This window comes from Exiguobacterium sp. 8A, assembly GCF_902506275.1.
Lineage (GTDB): Bacteria > Bacillota > Bacilli > Exiguobacteriales > Exiguobacteriaceae > Exiguobacterium > Exiguobacterium profundum.
The window spans coordinates 2,731,792-2,750,557 of record NZ_LR733630.1; the positions used below are offsets into that span (position 1 = coordinate 2,731,792).

An 18,766-nucleotide genomic window follows, 5' to 3' on the forward strand; every position below is an offset into this window, starting at 1 on the left:
AGGATTTTATGAAAATTTGGTATGTTGCTTCAGAAGCGGCACCGTTCATGAAAACGGGGGGGCTGGCCGATGTTGTCGGTTCGCTCCCTCAAGCGGTGGCGGGCCTAGGAGAAGAAGTCAGTGTTGTCATGCCGAAATATGGCTCAATCGCTGAAGAGTATGTGGACGAGATGGAGTATTTATTCGACCTGATTGTTCCGGTCGGGTGGCGCAAACAGTTCGGGGCAGTCTTGAAGTTAGAGCGGGACGGCATCACGTATTACTTCATCGACAACGAGTATTACTTTAAACGTGACGGTGTCTTATATGGACACTTTGATGATGCTGAACGATTCGCCTTCTTCTCTCGCGCTGTACTCGAAATGATTGGGAAGATGGAAGACGTGCCCGATGTCCTGCATTGTCATGACTGGCAGACAGGTATTTTACCGGCCTTCTTACGAATCCATTATCAACATATTGAAGCGTATCAACGCATTCGCACCGTGTATACCATCCATAACCTACAATACCAGGGGATTTTCCCAGAAGAGATTCTTGGAGAATTGCTACAGTTCGGTCCTGAACATTTCACGGCTGAAGGAATTCAACATAACGGTCTCGTCAATTACATGAAAGCCGGCATCGTCCATTCCGATCAAATCACGACCGTCAGCCCGTCGTATCGCGACGAAATCATGGAACCCTATTACGGTGAAGGGTTAGACGGGGCGTTGCGTCATCGCGCGGTCGACGTACGTGGTATTTTGAACGGAATTGATTTGGCGACAAACGATCCGAATACGGACCAACGGATTGCAGAGACGTATAATCTCGACACCTACAAAGAAGGAAAAGTTGTCAACAAGCGGGCATTACAAGAGCGACTTGGTCTTGAAGTGCGAGACGATGTCATGCTCATCGGTTTTGTCAGCCGACTCGTTGACCAAAAGGGGCTCGATTTAATCAACGGTGTCCGTGAAGAACTTGGACGGCTCCCTTGCCAGTTCGCGTTCCTCGGTTCGGGACAACCGGAATATGAAGGAATCGTTCACGAGATGACAGCCGCTCACCCGGGGAAAGTCGGGTCATATATCGGTTTTGACATCGAACTCGCACACTTGATTTACGCGGGATCGGATGCCTTTTTAATGCCGTCACGTTTTGAGCCTTGTGGTCTCAGTCAATTGATCTCCATGCGATATGGCACCTTGCCGATCGTACGTGAGACAGGTGGACTCCGGGATACCGTGAAGCCGTACAACGAGTTCACGCAAGAAGGGACCGGTTTTGGATTCATGAACTACAATGCTCATGAGATGTTGGCGACGATTGAAAAAGCGATTCGTGTCTTCTATGAAAAAGAAAACTGGCATGCCCTCGTCCATCAAGCGATGACCGCGGACTATAGCTGGAAACAATCCGCCAAGCAATATCGTGAGTTATATCATTTATTCGCATGAGTGGAAGGAGCTAACTTGATTTATGTTCACAGATAAACAAAGCTTTGTCGACGCATTTAAAGAACGGTTCATTGCATTGAACGGGAAGTCGATCGAGGATGGGACAGAGCAGGAAGTGTATCAAACATTGGCAACGATGGTACGCGAGCAGGCCATGCCCAAATGGATTCACACGCGCGACCGTCAAGAAGAAAAACACAGTAAGCAAGTCATCTATTTCTCGCTAGAATTTTTATTAGGTCGCTTCTTATACAACAACTTGCTCAGTTTAGACGTATTGGAGCTCGTTAGAGACGGACTGCAAGATCTCGGATACGACTTCACAGACATTACCGAGTTGGAACCAGAGCCGGGTCTTGGGAATGGGGGGCTCGGGCGCCTGGCCGCCTGCTTCCTCGATTCGTTGGCTGCACTCAGTTTACCTGGGCATGGAAATGGGATTCGCTATCGTTATGGACTCTTCAAACAGAAAATTGTAGACGGCTATCAAGTCGAGCTGCCGGATAACTGGCTCCGTGACGGGAACATGTGGGAAACGAGACGTCAGGATAAAGCGGTCGAGATTAATTTCGGTGGCTGGATTGAGATGAAACAAATCGGAGATCGATTGCGTGTCGTCCATCATCCAGACGAGGTTGTTCTTGCCGTTCCGTATGATATGCCGATTATCGGTTATCAAAACGATGTCGTGAATACGTTACGTCTTTGGAACGCCGAATCACCACTTGACGACGAGGCGTATTTAGAGAAGACGAAAGGGACGTATAAAGACTTGTTGAAACATAAACAGTCGATTGCTACCATTTCGGAATTCTTGTATCCAGATGATACGACGTATGAAGGAAAAGTATTACGTTTGAAACAACAATACTTTTTTGTATCTGCAGGCATTCAATCGATGCTTGCTTCCTATTTGAAGCGAAATAAATCACTTAAGCAGTTAGGCGACCATTACGCGATTCATATCAATGATACGCATCCGGTCGTCGCAATTCCTGAATTGATGCGCATCTTGATGGATGAGCATGGATACGGTTGGGACGAGGCGTGGCGGATTACGAAGAGCGTCATGTCGTTCACGAACCATACGCTACTCGCAGAAGCGCTTGAGAAATGGCCGGTCGAGATGTACCAACGCCTCCTGCCGCGCGTGTATCAAATCATCGAAGAAATCAATCGACGTTTCTGTCGAGACGTACTCGTCAACTATCCGCACCTCGAATCCCATATGGGAGAGATTGCAATTGTGTCAAACGAACAGATCAATATGGCCAATCTCGCTGTCGTCGGTTCTCATTCAACGAACGGCGTAGCGCAAATTCATACGGATATTTTAAAACAGCGCGAGATGCGTTACTTATATGAGATGTTCCCGCTTCGCTTCAACAACAAGACGAACGGGATCACACACCGTCGCTGGCTCTTGAAGTCGAACCCGCGACTATCTGACGCCATTACGGAAGCAATCGGTCCGTCATGGGTGGAACATCCGAACGACTTGGAGAAGTTGATGGATGTCTCGAAAGATCGGAGTTTCCAAGAAAAAGTCATGGACGTGAAGCAACAAAACAAATTGGACTTGGCGGCATACATTCAAGAAGAAACGGGAGAGACAGTGGACCCGCACTCGATCTTTGATGTACAAGTCAAACGCTTGCATGCCTATAAACGACAATTGCTGAATGCCCTTCACATCCATGCGCTTTATTTGAAGATTCAAGCAGACCCGACGTTTACGATGGTGCCTCGCACGTTTATCTTTGGCGCCAAGGCGGCACCGGGATACTACTATGCGAAAGAGATCATTCGCTATATCAATGCCCTTGCCACGCTCATCAATAAGGACAAGCGGGCGAGTCAATTCATTAAAGTCATCTTCCTTGAAAACTATCGTGTCTCCATGGCCGAACGGATTTTCCCAGGGTCTGACTTGAGCGAACAAATCTCGACTGCGAGCTATGAAGCATCCGGTACCGGAAACATGAAGTTCATGATGAACGGAGCCTTGACGATTGGAACGTTAGACGGGGCCAATATCGAAATTCGTGACGCCGTCGGTGATGATCACATCTTTATCTTTGGATTATCTCCGCAAGAAGTCATGAACTATAAGAAGTTCGGAGGCTATCATGCGGCAGAGATGTATCACGCACATCAGGAAATCAAAGATGTCATCGATGGTCTTGTCAACGGAACGTTCGATAAAGTGGGCGAATATCAATTTCAATCCATCTTCGATTCTCTCCTCGTCTATAACGATGACTTCCTCGTCTTGAAAGACTTTGTCTCGTATATGCGGGCACAGCGACGAGTCGATGAGGTGTTCAGTGACCAATCACGTTGGGCTGAAAGCTCGATCGTCAATACGGCGAAGTCAGGAATCTTCTCGAGTGACCGTACCATCACGGAATACGCAAACGCGGTCTGGAATATCAAACCGACGAGCGTAAAATAAAAAGGATCCACCCTTAGGGGTGGACCTCGTTTTCTGGATAGCTGATCCAATCGGAATAGGATCCCGCATAGAGTCGGACATCATCTTTTCCGAGAGCGTGAAGCGCCAAAATATTGACGCAGGCGGTCACACCGCTACCACAGTAAAAGATGGGGTTCTCAACGGGAAGAACATCTTTATACAGTTCTTTTAAGTCGTGGAAGTCTTCTAACGTCCCGAGTTCTGTGATGGCCTCGGCATAGGAGCAGAGCAATGCGTTCGGAATATGACCTGCTTTTGAGTCGATTGGTTCATGTGACCCGTTGAAGCGATCTTCGGTTCGTGAATCATAGAGCGAGCCGCTCGCAGCAGCTTTCACTTCATCGAGTGTCGCAATCATATGGTCTTGGAAGTCTGGCGTATAGTCGCTTGTCGGATAGTGTGGAACGTCCGTCGTGGTCTCACCGCAATAAGTGATGCCAGATTGGATACCGCCTTCTAACACAACGACCCGTTCGTGACCGGCCCATTTGAAGAGCCACCATGCACGGGCTGCGAATGGGAAGCCGTCATCGTAAATGATGACCAAATCTTCTTTTTTCAAGCCGATGCGACGAAGTGTTGCCGTCCATGCTTCTTTCGAAGGGAGCGGATGACGTCCGCCATGTTCGCCGAGCGGACCGGACAAGTCTTCCATCAAATCGAGAAAGACAGCGTTCGGAAGATGTCCCTTTCGGTAGACATATTTACCATAGGACGCGTCGTTTAGCGAATATCGGCAATCGATGAAACGAATCGAGTTCGTATGCACGATTTGTTTTAACTCTTGGGCACGCATTGTTGGAAACATTAATATCACCTCGAGGTTTCGTTACTCTCATCGTATACAAGATGGAAGCAATTGGCGAGTACTTCGATTGAATTTTTTGAGGGTGAAAGGGGAATGAATCATGACATGGCAACAAACGTATGACCGTTGGAATCAATTCGAAGGGCTCGAGCCGCATTTACGTGCGGAACTTGAAGAACTCGCAAAAAATGAAACCACATTAGAAGATGCATTTTATAAGACGCTCGAGTTTGGAACAGGCGGGATGCGTGGAGAAATCGGACCAGGTGCGAACCGGATGAACGTCTATACGATTCGAAAAGCGTCACAAGGATTTGCTGATTTTATCTCAGCATCAGGGGAAGAGGCGAAACGTCACGGCGTCGTCATCGCCCATGACTCACGTCATTTTTCGCCTGAGTTTGCATTAGAAGCGGCGCGGACATTGGCGTCAAACGGAATCAAGACGTATTTGTTCCCAAGTTTGCGAGCCACACCTGAACTGTCGTTTGCCGTTCGTCATTTAAATGCGTTCGGTGGCATCGTGATCACGGCGAGCCACAACCCACCGGAATATAACGGATTCAAGGTATATGGGGCAGACGGAGGACAGCTTCCACCAGCGGAAGCGGATGAACTCGTTACGTACGTCAATGCGATTGAAGACGAGCTGAAAATTGAGATTGAAGATGAAGCGGCGCTCCGACAAACGGGGCTACTCCTCACAGTTGACTCATCAGTCGATGAAGCCTATATGGAGGCGCTCCAGTCGATTCGGATTCATCATGACGTACAGGACAACCCGCTTCGGATTGTCTATTCACCACTCCACGGGACGGGACGCCGTCCGGTTATGGAAGGATTGAAGGCGTACGGATTTGAGCACGTGACAATTGTAGAGGAGCAGGCAGAGCCAGATGGTGCGTTCCCGACTGTCAGTTATCCGAACCCGGAAGAAAAGGCTGCATTTAAATTAGCAATGGAATACGGGGACCGTGTCGATGCTGATTTACTTATGGCGACGGACCCGGATGCGGACCGTGTCGGCTTGACCGTGCGCGGACGGGACGGGGAATGGTTCGTCTTGACTGGGAACCAGACAGGCGCGCTCCTAATGGAATACATCCTCTCACAAAAGAGTGAGACAGGTACGTTGCCGTCTAATGGATTTGTCGCTAAGACGATCGTCACGTCTGAACTCGGTGCTGCGATTGCAAAAGCGTACGGCGTACATCTCGAAAACACGTTGACTGGATTCAAGTTCATCGGTGAGAAGATCAAACAATATGAAGAATCAGGCGAATATGAATTCCTCTTTGGGTATGAAGAAAGCTACGGCTATTTGATTGGAGACTTCTGTCGTGATAAAGATGCCGTTCAGGCTTGTTTACTCGCAGCCGAGATGGCAGCTTATCATAAACAGCACGGTCGGACGCTTTATGATGCGTTACAGTCGATTTACGAGAAGTATGGATTCTACGAAGAGTCCTTGCAGTCGATGACGTTAAAAGGAAAAGCTGGTCTCGAGCAAATCGGACGGATGATGGAAGCGTTCCGCGCCAATCCGCCAAAAGAAGTCGGTGGATATGAAGTCGTTCGTTTTGAAGACTATAAGAAACAAGTGGCGACCGACTTACAGTCCGGTAAATCGGAAACGATTGAATTGCCATCATCAAACGTCTTGAAATTCGTCTTTGCGGACGGTTCGTGGTTCTGTCTTCGTCCATCTGGAACCGAGCCGAAAATCAAGTTTTATTTCAGTGTGCATGCGGATCGTGCCGAGAAGACGACCGCCAAACGTGAAGCGATTGAAGCGGATGTTATGACACAAGCGAAAGCGATTGATTGATAAGGGACATCACTCTAGAAATAGGGTGATGTTTTTTGTTTGACATGAAGACATTGCGCCAGTATGATGAGGATATTGTTTAAAACCGTGTAATCATATAAGGATTATAGGAAAGGCGGAATTATTATGAAAAAGACATTAACGAGCGTACTCGCAATCGGAGCTTCAGTCGGGCTTCTCGCAGCATGCGGTAACGAAACTGACAGTGGAGCGGACGAAGCGGTCATCACGGTCGGAACAGAAGCGACATACCCACCATTCACGTACAAAGAAAAAGGTGAATTGACTGGATATGACATCGACGTCTTGAACGAAGCGGCAGAACGTGCCGGTTATAAAGTGGAATACGAAGCAATGGACTTCAAAGGACTTGTCCCGGCACTCGACGCTGAACGCATCGACATGATTGCCAACCAAATGAGCATCACAAAGGAACGTAAAGAGAACTATGCATTCTCTGACCCGTACGCGGTGTCAGGAGCTCAAGTCATCGTTGGTTCAGACAACAATGATATCCAAGGGATCGACGATCTTGACGGAAAAGTAGTCGGATCGACACAAGGTTCTGCTTATGCACAAATGGCTGAAGAAGCTGGCGCTGAAGTGAAATTCTACAAAGGTGCGAACCAAGTCCTTCAAGACCTCGAAGTCGGTCGTTTGGACGCGGCCCTCAACGACCGTCTCTTCATCTTGACGGAACTTGAAAAAACAGGTTATGACGTCAAAGCAGTCGGTGATATCTTCAACACAAGTGAAGCTGGATTCATGACACGTCAAGATAGCGACGTGCTTGATAAGTTGAACGACGCGCTCACAGAGATGAAAGAAGACGGCACGATGAAAGAAATCGGTGAGAAGTACTTCGGTGAGGATATCAGTCAATGAATGAACTGATCACGACCGTCATAGAGAACCGCTCGGCCTATCTTGAAGCCATCCAGCTCACGTTGATCGCCAGTGCCCTGTCGATTCTTCTCGCCTTGGCTCTCGGTCTGATCATCGCTTTACTTCATAGTAGTCCGATTAAAATCGTACGGTTGTTCACACGGACGTACATTTCGTTCTTCCGTGGAACACCGCTCTTACTTCAATTGTTGATCTTATATGTCGGGCTCACCGGGTTCGTTCAACTCAGTGGGATGCAGTCGCTCATCTTTGGATTAGGCTTCCACTTCGCAGCCTATATCTCAGAAGCGTTCCGAGCAGCCATCAACTCGGTCGACAAAGGACAAGTGGAGGCAAGTGTCGCACTCGGCATTCCGAAGATGAAACGTTTCAAAGACATCATTTTCCCACAGGCACTCTCACGTGCCATCCCCCCTGTCTCGAATTCGGTCATCGACATCATTAAGTCGACATCCCTCGGGACGGTCATCGCGGTACAGGAGTTGACGTATGTGTCTGACCAGATTGCGGCCACGACGTATTTGGTCATGCCGTTGCTCTTGTTCTCGGCGTCGATCTACTGGATTTTATCGACCTTGATCCAAGCCGGTCAACACAAACTCGAACAGCGTTACGCGATTCGATAAGAAAAACCTCGATTCAGACGAATCGAGGTTTTTTGTATGCCTTAACGGATGACTTGTTCTGTCTCTCCGTCGAAGAAGTGTGCTTTTGTCATATCGAGTGCGAGTTCGACATCGTCACCCATGTGGATGTTCGAGCGACCGTCAACGCGGGCTGTGAACTGTTGTCCACCGAGTTCAGCGTAGAGGTAAGACTCAGAACCCATGAGCTCAGCGACATCGATGTGCGCTTTGAACGTGTGTGTCGTTGGTGAGTCGATGTAGATTGGCTCATCGTGGATTGATTCCGGACGAATTCCGAGGACGAGCTCTTTTCCGACATAGCCACGATCACGAAGCGTCTTCATTTTTCCTTCTGGTACGTTGACTTCTTCACCGTTCGTGATGAATTTGCCTTCTGCGAGTGTACCGCGGAAGAAGTTCATCGATGGTGAACCGATGAAGCCGGCGACGAAGATGTTATCTGGATGATCATATACTTCTTTCGGCGAACCGACTTGTTGAATGATTCCGTCTTTCAAGATGACGATCCGTGTAGCGAGTGTCATCGCTTCCGTTTGGTCATGGGTAACGTAAATCGTCGTTGTATCCAAGCGGTTGTGGAGTTGAATGATCTCTTTACGCATTTGTACACGGAGTTTCGCATCCAAGTTTGAGAGTGGCTCATCCATCAAGAAGACTTTTGCGTCACGGACAATCGCACGACCAATGGCAACACGCTGACGTTGTCCACCTGAGAGCGCTTTTGGTTTACGCTCGAGGTATTCTTCCAAACCGAGAATGCGGGCAGCGTCTTTTACGCGACGATCGATCTCGTCTTTCGGGAACTTACGGAGCTTCAACCCGAACGCCATGTTGTCGTAGACGCTCATATGCGGATAAAGTGCGTAGTTTTGGAAGACCATGGCGATATCACGATCTTTAGGAGCGACATCGTTCATTCGTTTCCCGTCAATGATAAAGTCACCGTTTGAAATCTCTTCAAGTCCTGCGATCATACGAAGTGTCGTCGATTTTCCGCAACCAGACGGTCCGACGAAGACGATGAACTCACGGTCTTTGATGTGTAAGTTGAAATCGCTGACGGCCTTTACGCCACCATCGTAAATTTTATCAATGTGCTCTAAACGAATTTCTGCCATGTCGTTAGCCTCCTAAAGAATCTATGTGTATATAATAGCGCTTACAAGAATGATTATATGATGAAACCGCTTGCATTGAATATGGACAAGTTGCACAAAAACCGTTAATCGGATTTGTGCAACATGACCATGAGTTGAAGGAGGCTAGCGTCATAGAACGTTCGAGCATCGTAACCGGTCGTCTCAAACAGGCGATCGAGCCGATAATTTAGCGTGTTTCGATGCATGAACAGTGCTTTGGCGGTATGGGAGACATTTAACGAGTGACGAAACAACGCCTCTAATAGTTCGATCGTCGATAAATCGAGCATTTGCATCAGCGGCGCAGTGAGGTGCATCCGCTCTTTTGAGTCCTGTTGTAGTAAATAATGGTATAATAATTGACTAGCAGGGTAAGTTTTAGTAGACATATGTGCGTATGGCATGAGCAATTGATGTTGACGATACACATGGGCAAGCGAACCTTGTGGACGTTCGCTATAGACAGCATGTGCCTCGATGAAACAGTCACTCGCGATGGCCCGCAATACGTCCTCAAACTCCTGAAGATCGACGAATGGGCTTTGCTCAATTAGCTCGATATGTCTTGTCGACATCAAGATGACCTTGGCATGCGGCATAAAGTCACGGACGATATTGACGAAGGATTCGAACGATTCTTCTTCTGCTTCTTGGAGAGAAAGAGAGATGAGCCGAAACGGTTGCTCAAAACGAAACGTCTCATCTTGAAGTGTTGCTTGCCATTTTCGTTGATGGGGGTCTGATTGAAGGATTGGCGTCGCCCACATCGCCAACAGCTTTTGTTCGCGTTCGCTCAATTCGAACGCGGGGAGTCCGAATAGGATACCATCTTGCGTCTCGAACCAATCAAGGTCACCAGATGCATCTTCCGACCGATGGACAGCAGTCGGAAAAATCGATTTAATACGATCAAACGTATTCAATACTATCACCTCAACAACAATGTATCATATTTCAGATCGGAGGCTTGCAGTTTGGACGGGTTATTAAAGATTTTACTCATGATATTGATTGGGGCGACCATCGGGGGCGTGACCAACTTTCTCGCCATCAAGATGTTGTTCCGACCACATGAACCGAAATACATCGGTTCATTCCGGATTCCTTTTACACCAGGACTCATTCCGAAACGTCGAGATGAACTGGCATCTAGTCTAGGGAAGACGGTCGTCAAACACTTATTGACACCAGAGGGTATGCGGAAGCGATTGCTAGATGACCAAGTGACGACGCATATTACGCACTTTGCGCAACAAGAGGTTCAGACGATGTTACGCTCGGATAAGACGGTTCGAGAGTTGTTGGAACCTCTCTATCCGAACGCAGAGGCACGATTCCTCACGTTAGCAGATGACAAATTACGTGACGAGTTATCGAGCGTCATGGCTGAAGTGAAAGAACGGAAGCTGTTTGAATTACTTGGAGAAGAAGGGATGGACCGTGTACGAGTAGTCATTCCTGAAGTCGTTGAGGCGCTTCTCGTCAAATCAGAAGAATATTTCTATTCTCCGGAAGGTGAGGCGCAACTTCGTCACATGGTTGACTCATTCGTCCAGCGTCGTCTCGGGTTTATCGCAGGATTCATTCAAAATATGAACTTTGTCGAGATGGTTCGACCAGAAATCGTCAACATCTTACGTGGTCAATCGACCCGTGACGGAATGACGACGATGATTACGCGAGAATTTGAGCGATTCAGTGAGAAGACGGTCGATACGTTAATCGATGACCGACTCGAAGCAAGACTCATCGATGGCATCACAGATCAAATCGTATCTCGTTTGCCGATTGGACAATTATTGGATCGTCCGGTCTCGTCGTATACACAGTCCGTCGAATCCCGCGTTGTCGACGAACTTGTTCCTCAAGGTGTCACGCTTGTCATTGAGCGCTTCACGAACCAAATGGAGACGATCATGGACCGATTAAAGATTGATAAGATTGTGCAAGAGCAGGTCCAATCACTCGACACGTCGTACCTTGAAGAGATCGTCTTATCGATTTCGAAACGAGAGTTTCGGGCAATAACATGGCTTGGTGCGCTGTTAGGTGGTATGATTGGGTTGATTCAAGGGTTGATTGCCATCTTGTGATGGCTCTATGCCCTAATAGCATTTAGGAGGACGTTACATGTCACAAACAAACTTGTACGACCAAGCTTACCAATTGGAGAAAGCACTTCGCGATTCTGAAGAGTTCACAACACTCTCTTCTTTATACGATCGTGTCAATGCGGATGCGGAAGCGAACCAGTTGTTCGCTGACTTCCGTAACATCCAAATGACGCTTCAACAAAAGCAGATGCAAGGAGAGGAAATCTCTGAGCAGGAAATGATGGATGCGCAAACGAAAATGATGAACGTTCAACAGAACGAATTGATCATGGAGCTCATGCAAGAAGAGCAACGCATGCACCAACTCGTTACAGAAGTGACGAAAATCATCATGAAACCACTCGAGGAGCTTTATGCCCCGATGGTGAACGAAAACGAAGTTCAATAACAAATGATGTGCGGATGGCTTTAGAGCCATCCGTTTTTTTGTTGATGAGATTGTCACACGCTTTAAGTAAGCGCTTACATAAAGTGGGTTATAATGAAATTGTGACAATAGCGAAAGGGTGAATCAGCATGATCACGGTGATAATCCTTTTAGGGATGATTTTCTTTTTCATAGCAGGATGGTTACGGGCGGACTTAGTGGCATTGATTGGACTCGTTTGCCTCGTGCTCACACAACAATTGACCCCAGGTGAGGCGATGGCTGGTTTCTCCAATCCGGTCGTCTTGATGATTGCTGGACTGTTCGTGGTCGGAGCGGGATTGTTTCATTCTGGTCTGGCGGAACGGTTGGCTTCTTTGCTTGTTCCATACGCGGGAGGGAATGCGACGCGTTTATTCTATCTGTTTATGTTGACGGTGACGCTCTTGTCGAGTGTCATGTCCAATACGGGGACCGTCGCTTTGCTCATTCCTGTTGTGATGGTAATGGCACGAAAAATCCAACAATCTACGGATTCTTATCTCATGCCACTCGCCTTTTTTTCAAGCATCGGTGGAACGATGACACTGATTGGGACACCTCCCAATCTCGTTGCGGCAGAAGCACTCCGCGGCCTCGTGGATGAACCGCTCGGATTCTTTTCATTGTTTCCAATTGGTCTGGTCGTGATGGTGATTGGATTGATCTATTTCCGTCTAATCGGGAATCGCTTACTCCATCAAGAAGGGGCGAAACAGTGGTTGAAGACGGAGATAAGTGAGCCATTGCGTCCAAACGTCTATGTGATGTCGATTGCAAAGAGTCATCCGTTAATTGGGAAACAGTTACGTGACCTTTCATGGTCTCATGAAGGGGTTATAGTCTTGAAGGAACGAGTTCATGGACGGCACCATCATGAGACGGCTCATGCGGACACCGTACTACGTGCGGGGGAATTACTTGTCAGCGGTGAGGAACGGCACGTTCGGAACTTTTCTGAAAAAGAACAGATACCATTTGAACCGATTGAGGCCACCCGTGTAGATGATCAAACCGGAGGGGTTCTCCTGTTCACGGTCCCAGGGGTGAGTCGATTAATCGGGAAGCGTATCGGTGAGAGTCAGTTACGTAATCAATTTCATGTCAATGTCTTAAAAGTCATCCGACCACAAGAAGAGATTGCACACGTGCGATTGACAGACACCCCGTTGAAGCAAGGAGACATGTTGATGGTACAGGGGACATGGGATGATTTAGAGCGGATGGAACGAGAGACACATGACCTGTTATCAAATGAACGGGTGACCGAGGTAGCCAATCGAGTCGTATCGGGGCGTCATCAGCTTGCAGCAGGCATCATCATGCTCATGTTGTTGCTCATGTTCATATTCGAATGGGTCGATCCGACCGTTGCCGTATGGATGGCTGCGCTAGCGATGGTGTTGAGTGGGGCCGTCCGACAGATGGACGTCGCCTATCAATCTATTCAATGGTCCTCGCTCGTCTTGATTGCGGCCATGATCCCGGTAGGAACGGCGCTTGAAAAGGCGGGAATCATGGGATGGGTCGTTGAATGGATTGAAAGGACGTTTGCCGACTTTGGTCCTATATGGGTACTCGTCGTCTTATTCGTCTCGACCATGCTCCTTAGTCAAATCATCTCGAATACAGCGACCGCTATTTTGTTTGTCCCCTTAGCGATTGCACTCGCCGAATCGATGACTGTCAGTCCGGTTCCATTCGTCGTTGCGGTCGCCATCTCGGCATCACTCGCTTTTATGACCCCGTTCGGATCTCCGACAAATGCGATGGTCTTTAGTATCGGCAACTATCGGTTCATGGATTTTATCAAAGTCGGTGTGCCGTTACAACTCATCACGGGAATCGTAGGAATTTTGATGATTCTCATCCTCTTCCCATTTTGAATAGGAGGTTTGGGGACGAGTATCGAAAATAGACGTATCAGCAAATGAAAGGGCGGGCGATGATGAAAAAATGGATATTGGTTTTCTTCTGTCTCTTTCTTGTGGCATGTGGGAAAGAAGTGGGGACGGAACCAGAACCTGAGATGACGCAGAGCGGGAAGGTGGCCGAAGCGTATCTCGAGGAGCAACAGTACTCGATCGTTTCTTTTGAAGGAGAGCATACGAGTACTTTAACCTTAGAGGAACTGGCAGAGGATCGTGAACGGAACGTTTGGGGACTACAAACCGTATCACCGGATGAATACGTGGGTAAGACCATCTACTACGAAAACTTTACGGTGAAAGATCATCCGATTGGTGAGCAATCTCCCGCCGGTCAGACTGCTGTCTCGGTAATGATCGTGGATGGAAAGGTCATCGGCGGAACATCATTCCCCGTGACAGACGGATCAGGTTTAGGGAACGGGTATAGTTTGAGCGGAGAATCGCTTGAGGATATTCACCCCGATCTTCAAGAATGGCAGGATGCGTGGAATGAAAAATATGGTGAATGAAAAAGTAGACCAAGACAATCATTGTCCTGGTCTACTTTTGTTAAGATGCCGTCCCTTTCAATTTCCCCGGTAATTTGCAACGCTCGAAGTAGATGAGTTGCCCCCGTCGTACGATACGTGCCCCTTTATGCTCATGTCCAGCAGCACGAAGCATGTCGAGTCCTTGTTGTTTGGCCGACTGATCGTCGTTCGCTTCGAACATTTCATTCAATACGAGCGTGCCATCATTTTCAAATCCTGTCACCGTGTATGTTTCCATCCACACGACCCCCTTTTCTTCATTTTAATGAATGGTCATTCATTCTTCAAGAGAAGGTTTTGTCAGTTCGTCGAATGTCAGCTGTCGTGTCGATTCAGTTCGGGGAATCAAATCGGATACGGTCAATCCGATCAAACGGACGGGCTCGATGACGTTCATCTCGTCGAAAAGACGTCTGGCAAGTCGTCTAATCTCATCATGGTCATGCGTCGGGTGGTTTAATTTGATTTGATGACTCCGAGCCTGAAACTCGCTCGTCTTTATTTTGATGGTGACCGTTTGACAGCTCAAGTCGCGGCGATCGAGTTGACGCAATACGTCCTCCATCTCTGGGATGACCCGTTCGAACACTTCTTCCGGGTCATCGATATCAAATGCAAACGTCGTTTCTGACCCAATCGACTTACGCTCTCGCGTGGCCACGACAGGACGCGTATCACGTCCGTGTGCCAGTTCATATAGTTGTTGCCCACGATCATGTCCAAAAATGGCTTTCAGTTGCTCAGGACGAGTTTGTTGAAGGTCACCGATCGTATGATAACCACTTTTATAAAGCGTTTGGGCGGTCACTTTTCCGACTCCATGCATGGCTTCGATGGAGAGGGGAGCCAGAAAGGTTGCCACTTCATCGAGCGGAACGACCGTGAGTCCATTTGGTTTCTCAAATCCTGAAGCGATTTTCGCGACAAACTTTGACGGTGCGACTCCGGCAGATGCGGTGAGGCCGGTGCGACGCTTAATCTCGCCTAATATATACCGGGCGATAAAGGGTCCGGATGTACTCAATAACGAATTCTCCGTCACATCGAGGTAAGCCTCATCGAGCGAGAGTGGTTCGACGAGCGGTGTGACCGACTTAAAAATCTCCATCACTTGTGCGCTGACTTGTCGATAGGCCTGAAACCGTGGTTTGACAAACGTCGCATGGGGACACAAGGCAAAAGCGCGACGTGATGACATCGCGCTGTGTACGCCGTATTTCCTCGCCTCATAGGAACATGTCGCGACGACCCCGCGGCTGTGGGGAGGGCCTCCGACGATGACGGGCTTTCCTCGTAAGTTAGGACGGTCACGCTGTTCGACAGAGGCATAAAATGCGTCCATGTCCACATGAATGATGAGTCGTTCCATAACATCACCTTTCTTGTGTGAATCACTTTTCTTTCATTATACCGAACTTTTGTTCGTTTTTTGAGATTTTTGTTTTGACCGATGTTTCGTTGAAGTCGTCTGATTCGGAAACTGTAGCAATGACCCGATCCAATTCTTCCGTTTCAGCCACACTTGGATGATGAGCGTGAAGAGAAGAATCATGAGCCAGGCGAATCCATATCCAAGCGGCCATTCCAGTTCAGGCATATTTTTAAAGTTCATTCCCCAAACCGCACCGAATGCAACGACGGGAGTCGTCAGCGCGGTGAAGACGGTTAGTGCCTTCATGATTTCGTTCCCTCGAAAGTTCGACAGGGTGGAGGCGAGATCTGTCATCGCAATCACGTCTTCTTGATAATGATTGATGAGTGTCAGCAATCGACTGACTCGATAATCGGCAAGTTGATACGATTTTAACTGCTGCAAATCGATCGTTAAAAAAGCTTCTCGTCCCGCCATGACAAGCTCCTTATATGGAGTGACCGTATCCGACCACCGTTCAATCTCACTGCGAAGACCAAAAATCTCATTCATGAACGTAGCGGGAACTTGTCCCGTCATTTCACGTTGAGCTGCCATCAAACGTTCTTCAAACTCATCGATACCGTGAAAGTAGTTGTTCATCCGTTCGGCAAGCAACTCATAAAACGCCTCGATTGGAGAATCGCATTGTTTGGCGAAAACGGACTCATGGTGCAAATCATCAAAGCCGATTGTCCATAAAAAATCAGGTCCAATGAAGTAATGTCCAATTTTTTGTGGTTCCCGTTCTAACTGTTCATAGTCGAGTGTGAGTGAACCATACATATATCCATTCTCGACGACAATCTTCGTCACATTTGAGGTCGTCAATTGTTCAAGCCAATACGTATAGGCTTGAGCATATAGCTGATCAACATGAATATAATCTTCCGGTCGTGTATACCAATCCCATTCCATCATCCATTCCTCCAATTCACTATATTGATAGTATTCCCAAATTGTCAGGAATGTTGGCATCTGTCTCAAACTTTCGTTAAGATGAAGGTACTGAACAAGAGAGAGGTGCTTTCATTGACGACAAAAATCGGTCAGCTCAAAGTGGGCGACACGCTAGACCAATATGTCATGATCAAACAATCGTATAAGGGACTTGCCGGGAACGGGAAACCTTATTTAACATTAATCCTTTGCGACGAGAGTGGTGAAATCGAAACGAAATTATGGGATAGTGCCGATACCGAGAAGTATGCGACGAAAAAAATCGTCCATGCGGCCGGGGAAGTGATGGACTATCGGGGGCGCACCCAGTTGAAACTAAAACAAATTTCAATCATCGAGCAGGAAATAGACATCGCACCGTACGTCCGATCGGCTCCGATTCCGAAGTCAGAGCTCGAGACGACGATTCGTGGATTCATCACGTCACTTCAACACGATGAGATTCGCCGTCTTGTCGAGGAAGTCGTCAATCGTCATGAAGAGGCATACTTCACGTATCCGGCTGCCGTTCGACATCATCACGCGGTCTATTCGGGACTGGCATTTCATGTGATGTCGATGTTGAAGCTCGCGGATACGATGTGTGAACTGTATCCATCCTTGAATCGTGATCTTTTGATTGCGGGTGTGATTTTGCATGATTTGGCGAAAGTCATCGAATTGTCTGATGCGATTACGCCAGAATACACACTCGAAGGAAAATTACTCGGTCATTTGTCACTTATGGCATCGGAACTTGAAGTTGTGTCACGGGAACTTGGAACGGACCGCGAAGTGACGACCTTGTTGCAACATCTCGTCTTAAGCCATCACGGGAAGCCGGAATGGGGATCTGCGAATGCGCCACAATTACCTGAAGCGGAGATGTTATTCTTCATTGATAATATTGATGCGCGCATGAACATGTTTGAGAAAGCGTATGAAGGGGTCGAGCCCGGAACGTTCACGGAGCGTGTCATGGCTCTCGATAACCGTGCTTTCTATCGCCCGAATTTATAACAGGTGACCAACGAAAAAGGGGTACTCCATTGCTGGAGTGCCCCTTTGTGATTACTGTTCAGTTGATTCTGCTGCAGGTTCTTCTGAAGACTCGTCTGCGTTTTTAATCGCTTCTTTAACAGCGTCAAATTGTTGTTCTGCTTTTGCATCTTTTACGTCAACGTTGTATTTTTCAATCAACTCAGCGTAAATTTTGTTCGCATCGACAGAAGCTGATTTTTCAGCTGCCAATTCTTCACGAATACGATCTTTCTCGTCTTCGAGTTTCAAGTCTTTCTCTTTACGGTCTGTCACTTTGATGACATGGAAACCGAACTGAGATTGAACCGGCTCGGAGATTTTACCAACGACATCTTCTTTGAATGCGTACTCTTCGAATTCAGGTACCATCGCGCCAGCAGAGAAGAAACCAAGTTCTCCACCTTTTTCACCTGAACCAGTGTCCGTTGACTTTTCTTTCGCAAGTTCAGCGAAGTCTGCACCGTCATTCAACTCTTTGATGATGTCTTGTGCCTCTTCTTCAGTTTCAACGAGGATGTGGCTAGCTTCCACTTCCACGTTCTCTTTTGCGAATTGTGCTTCGATTTCTTCATCGGTCACATCGACAAGTTTCGATTTCGCAGCGTCAACGAGCATTTGTCCGCGAAGCGCTTCTTTAAACTCTTCCGTACCGCTCATACCGGCTTGTTGAATCGCTTGTTCGAACTCTTCTTCTGAGTTGAACTGTTCTTCTGTCTTGCTGAACTCTTCGTCTACTTTTTCTTGGTCGACTTGGTCACCGTATTCTTTTTCAAGAAGTGCATTCATCGTCTCTTGGAATGCGAGTTGTGGCACCATGCGATCATAGCTCATATCCGCGATTTCACCGCGTGTGATTTCGCCACCTTTGTATGTGACGACTGCTGAATTATCTGACTCTCCGCCGCCTGCGTTCGTTGCCGCATACGTACCGCCAGCACCGATAATGAGTGCGATTGCAGATGCACCGACGAGTGCGCCAGTTGAGAATTTTTTATCTTGCTTTTTTGGTTCGTTCGTCATTCCGTTTGACATGTATTCCACCCCTAATAATTCTTTAAAGTTTCTAAGTCCGACTATATCACATTTTCCTAATCATGACAGCTGTTCTCTTGTCTGTACAGTATCATAGCACACAATCCTGTCGTATA

Annotated in this window: 17 protein-coding genes; 10 read left to right on the forward strand and 7 right to left on the reverse strand. The window is 47.7% G+C overall.

The genetic code is table 11. From position 1 onward, the window contains the following. Positions 1 to 8 precede the first annotated feature (8 nt). Both glgA and GVY42_RS14400 read left to right on the forward strand, forming a co-directional pair. Complete coding sequence (gene glgA / locus GVY42_RS14395) at positions 9 to 1,442, forward strand: glycogen synthase GlgA (RefSeq protein WP_159563599.1); 1,434 nt, start codon at positions 9 to 11, stop codon at positions 1,440 to 1,442. Positions 1,443 to 1,464: 22 nt separating this feature from the next. Continuing rightward, positions 1,465 to 3,897 (forward strand): glycogen/starch/alpha-glucan phosphorylase, encoded by a 2,433-nt coding sequence (locus tag GVY42_RS14400; RefSeq protein ID WP_159563600.1) that lies wholly within the window; start codon positions 1,465 to 1,467, stop codon positions 3,895 to 3,897. 13 nt (positions 3,898 to 3,910) lie between these two features. On the opposite strand, the gene GVY42_RS14405 is transcribed toward GVY42_RS14400, so the two are convergent. Further along, positions 3,911 to 4,726 (reverse strand): sulfurtransferase, encoded by an 816-nt coding sequence (locus GVY42_RS14405; RefSeq protein ID WP_159563601.1) that lies wholly within the window; start codon positions 4,724 to 4,726, stop codon positions 3,911 to 3,913. A 100-nt stretch (positions 4,727 to 4,826) separates the two neighbouring features. Here GVY42_RS14405 and GVY42_RS14410 point away from each other — a divergent pair, with 100 nt between their 5' ends. The 3 genes from GVY42_RS14410 to GVY42_RS14420 all read left to right on the forward strand — a co-directional run bounded on the left by GVY42_RS14410 (position 4,827) and on the right by GVY42_RS14420 (position 8,086). Continuing rightward, complete coding sequence (locus tag GVY42_RS14410) at positions 4,827 to 6,554, forward strand: phospho-sugar mutase (protein WP_159563602.1); 1,728 nt, start codon at positions 4,827 to 4,829, stop codon at positions 6,552 to 6,554. A 126-nt stretch (positions 6,555 to 6,680) separates the two neighbouring features. Beyond that, positions 6,681 to 7,439: a transporter substrate-binding domain-containing protein gene (locus GVY42_RS14415; protein WP_078146406.1), complete on the forward strand. Its 759-nt coding sequence runs from the start codon at positions 6,681 to 6,683 to the stop codon at positions 7,437 to 7,439. Beyond that, positions 7,436 to 8,086, forward strand: coding sequence for an amino acid ABC transporter permease (locus tag GVY42_RS14420; protein ID WP_159563603.1), 651 nt, complete (start codon positions 7,436 to 7,438; stop codon positions 8,084 to 8,086). Before GVY42_RS14415 ends, GVY42_RS14420 begins: the two co-directional genes overlap by 4 nt. Before the next feature lie 41 nt (positions 8,087 to 8,127). On the opposite strand, the gene GVY42_RS14425 is transcribed toward GVY42_RS14420, so the two are convergent. Continuing rightward, positions 8,128 to 9,225, reverse strand: a complete 1,098-nt coding sequence (locus GVY42_RS14425; RefSeq protein ID WP_159563604.1) for an ABC transporter ATP-binding protein — start codon at positions 9,223 to 9,225, stop codon at positions 8,128 to 8,130. Positions 9,226 to 9,329: 104 nt separating this feature from the next. Then, positions 9,330 to 10,178, reverse strand: coding sequence for a CdaR family transcriptional regulator (locus GVY42_RS14430; protein WP_236548974.1), 849 nt, complete (start codon positions 10,176 to 10,178; stop codon positions 9,330 to 9,332). A 42-nt stretch (positions 10,179 to 10,220) separates the two neighbouring features. Between GVY42_RS14430 and GVY42_RS14435 the strand changes: the two genes are divergently transcribed. From GVY42_RS14435 to GVY42_RS14450, 4 genes are all read left to right on the forward strand, one after another. Next, complete coding sequence (locus tag GVY42_RS14435) at positions 10,221 to 11,339, forward strand: DUF445 domain-containing protein (protein ID WP_159563606.1); 1,119 nt, start codon at positions 10,221 to 10,223, stop codon at positions 11,337 to 11,339. 37 nt (positions 11,340 to 11,376) lie between these two features. Beyond that, positions 11,377 to 11,748 carry a YlbF family regulator gene (locus GVY42_RS14440; RefSeq protein ID WP_015880924.1) on the forward strand — a complete coding sequence of 124 codons (372 nt, stop codon included), beginning with the start codon at positions 11,377 to 11,379 and terminating at the stop codon, positions 11,746 to 11,748. Between the two features lie 128 nt (positions 11,749 to 11,876). After that, the gene (locus GVY42_RS14445; protein ID WP_159563607.1) at positions 11,877 to 13,652 is read left to right on the forward strand and encodes an SLC13 family permease; all 1,776 of its coding nucleotides are present in this window, start codon (positions 11,877 to 11,879) and stop codon (positions 13,650 to 13,652) included. Between the two features lie 62 nt (positions 13,653 to 13,714). Next, entirely contained in the window at positions 13,715 to 14,206 is a 492-nt protein-coding gene (locus GVY42_RS14450) for a hypothetical protein (protein WP_159563608.1), read from the forward strand. Between the two features lie 40 nt (positions 14,207 to 14,246). On the opposite strand, the gene GVY42_RS14455 is transcribed toward GVY42_RS14450, so the two are convergent. From GVY42_RS14455 to GVY42_RS14465, 3 genes are read right to left on the reverse strand one after another with little or no spacing between them, the layout of a single operon-like run. After that, complete coding sequence (locus GVY42_RS14455; RefSeq protein ID WP_078146414.1) at positions 14,247 to 14,465, reverse strand: YhzD family protein; 219 nt, start codon at positions 14,463 to 14,465, stop codon at positions 14,247 to 14,249. A gap of 39 nt (positions 14,466 to 14,504) precedes the next feature. Further along, the gene (gene dinB / locus GVY42_RS14460; protein ID WP_159563609.1) at positions 14,505 to 15,596 is read right to left on the reverse strand and encodes a DNA polymerase IV; all 1,092 of its coding nucleotides are present in this window, start codon (positions 15,594 to 15,596) and stop codon (positions 14,505 to 14,507) included. A gap of 36 nt (positions 15,597 to 15,632) precedes the next feature. Beyond that, entirely contained in the window at positions 15,633 to 16,556 is a 924-nt protein-coding gene (locus tag GVY42_RS14465) for a magnesium transporter CorA family protein (protein ID WP_159563610.1), read from the reverse strand. An 81-nt stretch (positions 16,557 to 16,637) separates the two neighbouring features. Between GVY42_RS14465 and GVY42_RS14470 the strand changes: the two genes are divergently transcribed. Further along, positions 16,638 to 17,597: an HD domain-containing protein gene (locus GVY42_RS14470; protein ID WP_074037677.1), complete on the forward strand. Its 960-nt coding sequence runs from the start codon at positions 16,638 to 16,640 to the stop codon at positions 17,595 to 17,597. A 51-nt stretch (positions 17,598 to 17,648) separates the two neighbouring features. On the opposite strand, the gene GVY42_RS14475 is transcribed toward GVY42_RS14470, so the two are convergent. Further along, positions 17,649 to 18,650, reverse strand: coding sequence for a peptidylprolyl isomerase (locus GVY42_RS14475; RefSeq protein WP_015880931.1), 1,002 nt, complete (start codon positions 18,648 to 18,650; stop codon positions 17,649 to 17,651). Positions 18,651 to 18,766 lie beyond the last annotated feature (116 nt).

What these genes read in the sequence shown, in the direction of transcription:
- GVY42_RS14465 (WP_159563610.1), bottom strand. Translation starts at nt 16,556, where the DNA reads ATGGAATGGGATTGGTATACACGACCGGAAGATTATATTCATGTTGAT.
- GVY42_RS14400 (WP_159563600.1), top strand. Translation starts at nt 1,465, where the DNA reads ATGTTCACAGATAAACAAAGCTTTGTCGACGCATTTAAAGAACGGTTC.
- GVY42_RS14475 (WP_015880931.1), bottom strand. Translation starts at nt 18,650, where the DNA reads ATGTCAAACGGAATGACGAACGAACCAAAAAAGCAAGATAAAAAATTC.
- GVY42_RS14420 (WP_159563603.1), top strand. Translation starts at nt 7,436, where the DNA reads ATGAATGAACTGATCACGACCGTCATAGAGAACCGCTCGGCCTATCTT.
- GVY42_RS14410 (WP_159563602.1), top strand. Translation starts at nt 4,827, where the DNA reads ATGACATGGCAACAAACGTATGACCGTTGGAATCAATTCGAAGGGCTC.
- GVY42_RS14405 (WP_159563601.1), bottom strand. Translation starts at nt 4,726, where the DNA reads ATGTTTCCAACAATGCGTGCCCAAGAGTTAAAACAAATCGTGCATACG.
- GVY42_RS14415 (WP_078146406.1), top strand. Translation starts at nt 6,681, where the DNA reads ATGAAAAAGACATTAACGAGCGTACTCGCAATCGGAGCTTCAGTCGGG.
- GVY42_RS14470 (WP_074037677.1), top strand. Translation starts at nt 16,638, where the DNA reads ATGAAGGTACTGAACAAGAGAGAGGTGCTTTCATTGACGACAAAAATC.
- GVY42_RS14455 (WP_078146414.1), bottom strand. Translation starts at nt 14,465, where the DNA reads ATGGAAACATACACGGTGACAGGATTTGAAAATGATGGCACGCTCGTA.
- GVY42_RS14450 (WP_159563608.1), top strand. Translation starts at nt 13,715, where the DNA reads ATGAAAAAATGGATATTGGTTTTCTTCTGTCTCTTTCTTGTGGCATGT.
- GVY42_RS14425 (WP_159563604.1), bottom strand. Translation starts at nt 9,225, where the DNA reads ATGGCAGAAATTCGTTTAGAGCACATTGATAAAATTTACGATGGTGGC.
- GVY42_RS14440 (WP_015880924.1), top strand. Translation starts at nt 11,377, where the DNA reads ATGTCACAAACAAACTTGTACGACCAAGCTTACCAATTGGAGAAAGCA.
- glgA (WP_159563599.1), top strand. Translation starts at nt 9, where the DNA reads ATGAAAATTTGGTATGTTGCTTCAGAAGCGGCACCGTTCATGAAAACG.
- dinB (WP_159563609.1), bottom strand. Translation starts at nt 15,596, where the DNA reads ATGGAACGACTCATCATTCATGTGGACATGGACGCATTTTATGCCTCT.
- GVY42_RS14445 (WP_159563607.1), top strand. Translation starts at nt 11,877, where the DNA reads ATGATCACGGTGATAATCCTTTTAGGGATGATTTTCTTTTTCATAGCA.